Consider the following 6,241-nt stretch of genomic DNA (forward strand, 5'->3'; position numbering starts at 1 on the left):
GATGACCTCCTACGAACTCGCCCAGGTGAACATCTCGCGGATGCTCGAACCGATCGACAGCCCGCTGCTCGCGGACTTCGTCGCCGCCCTCGGACCCGTCAACGCGCTCGCCGACGAGGCGGACGGCTTCGTCTGGCGGCTGAAGGAGGAGGGCGGGTACGCCACCGGGTTCCGGATCTTCGACGACGAGTGGCTGCTGGTCAACCTCTCGGTCTGGCGCGACCCGAAGGCTCTCGACGCCTTCGTCCTCCACCCCGGGCACCGGGCCGTGATGCGCCGGCGGCGGGAGTGGTTCGCCCGGCCGGTCGAGGCGATGACCGTCCTGTGGTGGGTGCCGGCCGGTCACCGCCCCACCCCGCAGGAGGCCGAGCGGCGGCTCACCCTGCTGCGCGCGCAGGGTCCGACGGCGGAGGCGTTCACCCCGCGGCAGGCGTACGAGCCGCCGACCGACTGAGCGGGCGCGGTGCCCGGCTCGGCTGTCCGGCACCGTTGTCCGTTGTGGAGGGGGCCGCCGCGGAGGGGGCCGCCGCGGAGTGGGTCCGCGCGGCTCTCCCCGGCGAACCGCGCGGACCCCTCCGTACCGGCGGCTCCGGACCGGACCACGGCGACCAGCTCCCCCGTTGCTGGTCGGCGGTCCGCCCCGGTCGCCGGGCGGCCCGGACGGGCGTGGTCGCGACGCTTCGCGGCCGACGACCGCCGGTGCCGCCCGGGTGCCGTACCCCGGTGGGCGGTGCTCGCCGGGCGTCCCCTCCCGGCCCTGCCCACTGTGCCGCGGGCCGATGAACGACCGGTCGCCGTTCTGTTGCCGCCGCCGTTGATCCGGGCCCGGCGACCCCCGCCGGCCGGACCGTGGACACCGGGGGTGTCCCCGGCGGCCGACAGGAGCTGCGCGTACGATCGTCGGGCCATGGAGAACACAACGGAGCAGAGCGCGCCCACCGAGCCCACCGGGTACACCAGTTACGTCGCCCTCGGGGACTCCTTCACCGAGGGCATGTGCGACGACCTGCTGCCCGACGGCCACTACCGAGGCTGGGCCGACCGGGTCGCCGACCGGCTCGCCGCCGAGCAACCGACCGGCACCTTCCGGTACGCCAACCTCGCCGTCCGGGGCAAGCTGATCGGCCAGATCCACGAGGAGCAGCTGGCCACCGCCGCCGGAATGCGCGCCGACCTCGTCACCCTGGCCGGCGGACTCAACGACGTGCTGCGGCCGCGCTGCGACATCGCCCAGGTCGAGGACCTGCTCGGCCGCTCCGCCACCGCGCTGCGCGCCACCGGCGCCACCGTGGTGATGTTCACCAGCACCGACCCCACCCGCCGGATGGCCGGCAGCGCCCGGCTGCTCCCCGCCATCCTGCGGATGAAGGCCTTCGTCCACGAGCTCGGCCGGGACCCGGGCATCGCGGTCGTCGACCTCTTCTCCGCCCCCTGCTTCGACGACCGCCGCCTCTGGGCCGAGGACCGCCTGCACCTCGCCCCCGAGGGCCACCGCCGGGTCGCCGAAGCCGTCCTGGAGGCGCTCGGCCGGCCCGCCGCCTTCGACTGGCGTGCGCCGCTGACTGCCGCGGCCCCGCCACGCCGGGCGGAGAAGCTGGCCGCCGACGCCCGGTGGGCCCGGACCCATCTCGGTCCCTGGGTGGGCCGTCGTCTCACGGGCCGTTCTTCCGGGGACGGTCGGGCGCCGAAGCGGGCGGAGTTGTTGCCCTACGAGGGGTGAGCGGGTCGGGGGTGCTGGTTTCCTGTCGTCGTCGGGTGGCGTGCCGTGTTGTCGGCTGCCGCTCCGTCGCGCCGGGTGGCGTGGTCGGCCGGCGACGTCCGGCGGGTTCGGGCGCATCTCGGTCCCTGCTTCGGCCGTCGCCTCATGGGTCGTTCCTCAGGGGACGGTCGGCCGGGACCCGGGGCGGTCTTCCGGGACGGCTGTGCCGGCCTAGGGGCTCGCGCACTGGACGTCCGGACCGTGGCCGGGCGCGGGCGGCCGCGGGGCATCCCGGAGAGGTCGCTCTCGTACGGGCCGCCCGCCGTCCTCGGGCCGTGCCGCGAAGCGGCCGGAGGCCACCGGCAGGAGCTGATGCCGTCCCGCGTTCTGCCCGCTCCGGCCGCTCCGGCTGTTCCGCCCGGTCGGCGGGTGCGGGTCCTCGACGGCCGGCCGATCGATCGGCCGGTGCCCCCGACGCGTGTGCGGTCGCCGGCAGCCGGGTCGCTCCGGGTGGAGTGGCCGGCCGGTGAGTGTGCTCCGGCGCGCGGCCGGCGAGCCTCTGCCGCGCGCCGGTGGGTCTCCCGTCGAAGCGGGACGCCGGCCGTGTGAGGCCCGGCCGTGCGAGGCCCGGCCGCGCGGCGTCCGGAACCCCGGCTCCCGGGTCAGCCCCGGAAGAGGTTGTGGCCCACGTCGGACGGCACCTCGTCCTGGTACCCCGTGCTGTCGGGGCCGGGCACGTGCTCGCCCGGGATCGGCTCGGTGCTCTCCCGGTGCAGCAGGACGACGCCGTCCTCGGCCCAGATCTGGCGGTAGCCGTGCGCCAGCAGCAGCTCGATCCGGGCCGCCTGCTCGTGGTCGGTCTTGAACGGGAAGGCGCGCTTGTCGGAGCGGATCAGTACGTACTCGCGGCCGCGCGGGGTGCCGTCCACCAACACCACGTCGGTGCGGGCGGTCAGCCGGGGCGCGGCCTGGTTGTCGGCCTCGACGGAGGCGCCGTCCGGGATCCTCTCGGCCCCCCGGATCAGCGCGGCCTCACTGGGCTTCGGCTGCCAGTAGGCGGGGACGAACAGGTTCGCCGCCCCGAGCGGCAGCGCGACCGCGACCGTCAGGGCGGCGGCCGCCACCCCGAGCCGCCGGGTGCGGACCGCGTCGTGCCGCCGGCCCAGCACCTCCAGCGCCGCGACCAGCAGGATCGGCCACAGGAACGCGTCGTAGTGGCGGGCGATCGACCAGTGGTTCGGGTTGCTGGAGAGCACCCGCTCGGCCAGCAGCGGCAGGGCACAGAGCACCGTCGCCGAGCGCAGCGGCAGAAGGAAGAGGGTGCCGAAGAGCCAGAGCAGCAGCAGCGGCTTCAGCGGTGCGTCGAAGAGGGTCGAGACCAGCAGGGTGGGGTTGCCGAGCACGTGGGAGACCGCCTCGCCGCCGTCCGCGCCCAGTGAGGTGTAGTTCCAGTAGTAGCCCGGAACCCCGCCCATCGCCGGTACCAGCCAGGCGATCGCCAGCACCGAGGCGAGCGGTCCGCCGAGCAGGAAGCCGAGGCCCCAGCGGGCGGTCTGCCGGCGCCGGTCGCGGTCCTCGTCCCGGCGGGCCCGCAGCAGCAGCACCAGCCCGTACGCGCCGACCGCCAGCCCCAGGTCCTCCTTGGTGCAGCAGAGCAGCAGACCGGCCAGCGCCGCCGTGCCGTAGCGGCGGGCCAGTCCGCATTCCAGCATCAGCAGGGTGAGCGGGACGGCGAAGGCGACCTCGTGGAAGCCGCCGCGCGAGGCCACCAGCAGCGGCCAGCCCAGCCCGTAGGCGAGCGCCGCGAGGTCGGCGGCGCGGCGGGCGGTGAGCGGGTCGGCGTCCGCGAAGCAGCGGTCGGCGATCCGGCGGATCAGCGGCACCCCGGCCGCGAACAGCAGCGCCTGGCCGACGAGGAGGGAGCGCGGGTCGTCCCAGAGCCAGTACAGCGGCGCCATGAGCGCGATCACCGGGGAGAAGTGGTCGCCGAGGAGGGAGAAACCCGGGGGGAACTCGTGGTGGAAGCTCTTCAGCGTCGACACGGGCAGGCCGAGGTGCGCGTACCCGCGCACGCCCTGGTCGAAGATGCCGAGGTCGAAGCCGCCCAGCTGGGCGGTCGCCCACTGTTGGGCGCCGATCGCGAGGCAGACGGCGAAGCAGAGCAGGGTGAGGGCGGCGGTCCGGGCGCGGCGCGGGAGGCGCGGGGTCGCCGGCTCCCGGGGGGCCGCGCCGTCCGCGGGCGCCGCCGAGGCGCTCCGGGCATCCTCGCCGCCCTCGGTGTCCGGGTACGCCGTCACGTCGTGCCGGGACATGCCTGCTTCCTCCACTGTTCGGTTGCCTCGGTGCCTGCGGTGCCGCCGATACGTCGGACTCCGGACCGACACCGGCCGACCACACTAACGGACTGCCGTTCCCGGGTTCCCGGTTCCCGGGCGGCCCCGGGCCCGGTGATGGTGTCGGTACGCTCTACGGCAGGCCCCCGCGAGCCCCGGCAGGCCCGGTGGCCCTTGCCGCCCCCGCCACCCCGTGGGCCCGGACCGCCCGGGCACCCCCGTACGGAGGATCACCAGCACAGTGACCGAGCCCACGCCCGCCCCGATCAGCCTGCTGTCCGACTGCGGGAGCTGCTTCGGGCTGTGCTGTGTCGCGCTGCCGTTCGCGGCCGGTGCCGACTTCGCCGTCGACAAGCCGGCCGGTACCCCGTGCCGCAACCTCCAGGCCGACTTCGGCTGCGGCATCCACGCCCGGCTGCGCGACAGCGGCTTCCCGGGCTGTACGGTCTACGACTGCTTCGGGGCGGGCCAGCGCGTCTCCCAGGTCACCTTCGGTGGCCGGAGCTGGCGCGAGGCACCGGAGGACACCCGGCGGATGGCCGACGTGTTCCCGGTGGTGCGCCAGCTGCACGAGCTGCTCTGGTACCTCACCGAGGCGCTCTCCTACGAGCCAGCCCGCCCGGTCCACGCCGAGCTGAGCCGGGCCCGGGCGGAGACCGACCGGCTCGCGGGCGGCACCCCGGCGGAGATCCTGGCGGTGGACGTGCCCGCCCACCGCCAGGAGGTGAGCGAGCTGCTGTTGAAGGCGAGCGAGCTGGTCCGGGCCGCCGTCCCGCGCCGCAAGGAGCACCGGGGCGCCGACCTGTTCGGCGCCCGCCTGCGCGGCGCGGACCTGCGGGGTGCCAACCTGCGCGGCGCGCTGCTCGTCGCGGCCGACCTCTCCGGCGCCGACCTGCGCACGGCCGACCTGATCGGCGCCGACCTCCGGGACGCGAACCTGGCGGGCGCCGACCTCACCGGGGCGCTCTTCCTCACCCAGGCCCAGCTCAACGCGGCCCGCGGCGACGCCGTCGCCAAGCTGCCCCCCGCCCTCAACCGGCCCGGCCACTGGGCCACCACGGCCGCTGCGGTCACCGGTGCCCCGGCGGCCACCGAACGGCGTGGCCCGCGCAAGTCCCACGGCAGGCCGCGGCGCCGCTGACGGTCGGGGGCGGGTGGCCGGGCCGGCCCGGCCCGGTCGATCCGACCGGCGTGGACGGCTTGGACGGCTTGGCGGGTCAGAGGTGGGGCCAGGGGTCGATGCCCGCCTCCTGGAGACGTCGTTCCTCCCGCCAGTTCAGGAAGACCGGCTGCTCCCGGGAGAACAGGCCCATGGGTCGCGGACTGATATCGCCGGTCAGGAACCCGACGAGGAAGTCGGCCATGCCGCAGTCGTACGCGACCCAGTCACCGTGACGGGTGAGCACGAGGGTGGTCCACCGGTCCGGATCGGGATCCGTGGTGTCCCAGAACGCCTGGGCGGCGCCGCAGTCCACGGCCCACGAGATCCTCCCGGCGAGTGCCGGACCGTCGGCGGGGTCCAGGTCGAGCAGCTCGTAGCCGCACTCGATCAACGCCTCGAAGTCCAGGGGCCCGGGGGAGGCGACCTTCAGCGGCAGGGCCAGGGAGAACGAGCTGTTGATCGACCCGCCACCGTAGACCGCGACGAAGTCGCGATAGTCGGCCGGAAGCGGAGTGCCCCACCGGAGTGCCGCCTCGTCCCAGTCGACGGGATCGCCCGCTCCGGAATGCGGCGGAAGAATCCCGGCCAATCGGGCCACGCTCGGGTGCATCGGCAACGCCTCTCTCGGGCAGTTCGGACAGAGGCTCCGCCAACACTGCGACTGCTGCGAGGCCAGGGAAACCCTACTGAGCACGCCTCCGCGAGCCGACCTCCGCGCCCCCGGTCGCCCGGTCCGCTCGCCATCGGCGTCCTGAGGCGATCGTGTCACCCGCCGCCGACACCCGGTCAGCCACCGATCGCCGATACGGCCCCGCACGGGAAGTCGGACAGGTCGACTTCCCGTGCGGGGCCCGGTGGCGGCTCTCGCGTCGGCCACCGGAGTTGTGGTGCTGGCGTGGGGGGGGGGGGGTGGGGGCGTGGAACCCCCCGGGGGGTGAGGGGCGGGGGGGGGGGGGTGGGGGCGTGGGGCGGGGGGGGGGCGCCGCGGCGCCCGGGCGGGGGGGGGCGCGGGGCGGGCGCGCGCGGCAGCGAAGGATGGTCCAGCGC

General features: G+C 75.5%; 5 protein-coding genes. 3 read left to right on the forward strand and 2 right to left on the reverse strand.

The genetic code is table 11. The features are described 5' to 3' along the window. Position 1: 1 nt before the first annotated feature. Both ACFXHB_RS07695 and ACFXHB_RS07700 read left to right on the forward strand, forming a co-directional pair. Positions 2-454 carry a DUF3291 domain-containing protein gene (locus tag ACFXHB_RS07695; protein WP_380572907.1) on the forward strand — a complete coding sequence of 151 codons (453 nt, stop codon included), beginning with the start codon at positions 2-4 and terminating at the stop codon, positions 452-454. 453 nt (positions 455-907) lie between these two features. Then, the gene (locus tag ACFXHB_RS07700; protein ID WP_380572908.1) at positions 908-1,720 is read left to right on the forward strand and encodes an SGNH/GDSL hydrolase family protein; all 813 of its coding nucleotides are present in this window, start codon (positions 908-910) and stop codon (positions 1,718-1,720) included. A gap of 641 nt (positions 1,721-2,361) precedes the next feature. On the opposite strand, the gene ACFXHB_RS07705 is transcribed toward ACFXHB_RS07700, so the two are convergent. Continuing rightward, a complete protein-coding gene (locus ACFXHB_RS07705) occupies positions 2,362-4,011 on the reverse strand; it encodes a DUF2079 domain-containing protein (RefSeq protein WP_380572909.1) in 1,650 nt (549 codons plus the stop codon). A gap of 262 nt (positions 4,012-4,273) precedes the next feature. Between ACFXHB_RS07705 and ACFXHB_RS07710 the strand changes: the two genes are divergently transcribed. After that, entirely contained in the window at positions 4,274-5,173 is a 900-nt protein-coding gene (locus ACFXHB_RS07710) for a pentapeptide repeat-containing protein (protein ID WP_380572910.1), read from the forward strand. A 76-nt stretch (positions 5,174-5,249) separates the two neighbouring features. Here ACFXHB_RS07710 and ACFXHB_RS07715 read toward each other — a convergent pair whose 3' ends face one another. After that, on the reverse strand, positions 5,250-5,783 hold the full coding sequence (locus tag ACFXHB_RS07715) for an SMI1/KNR4 family protein (protein WP_380572911.1): 534 nt from the start codon (positions 5,781-5,783) through the stop codon (positions 5,250-5,252). Between the last annotated feature and the right edge of the window lie 458 nt (positions 5,784-6,241).

The organism is Kitasatospora sp. NPDC059327 (assembly GCF_042752535.1).
Taxonomy (GTDB): domain Bacteria; phylum Actinomycetota; class Actinomycetes; order Streptomycetales; family Streptomycetaceae; genus Kitasatospora.

Coding starts and splice junctions, on each gene's coding strand:
- ACFXHB_RS07695 (WP_380572907.1), top strand. CDS start 2: ATGACCTCCTACGAACTCGCCCAGGTGAACATCTCGCGGATGCTCGAA.
- ACFXHB_RS07700 (WP_380572908.1), top strand. CDS start 908: ATGGAGAACACAACGGAGCAGAGCGCGCCCACCGAGCCCACCGGGTAC.
- ACFXHB_RS07705 (WP_380572909.1), bottom strand. CDS start 4,011: ATGTCCCGGCACGACGTGACGGCGTACCCGGACACCGAGGGCGGCGAG.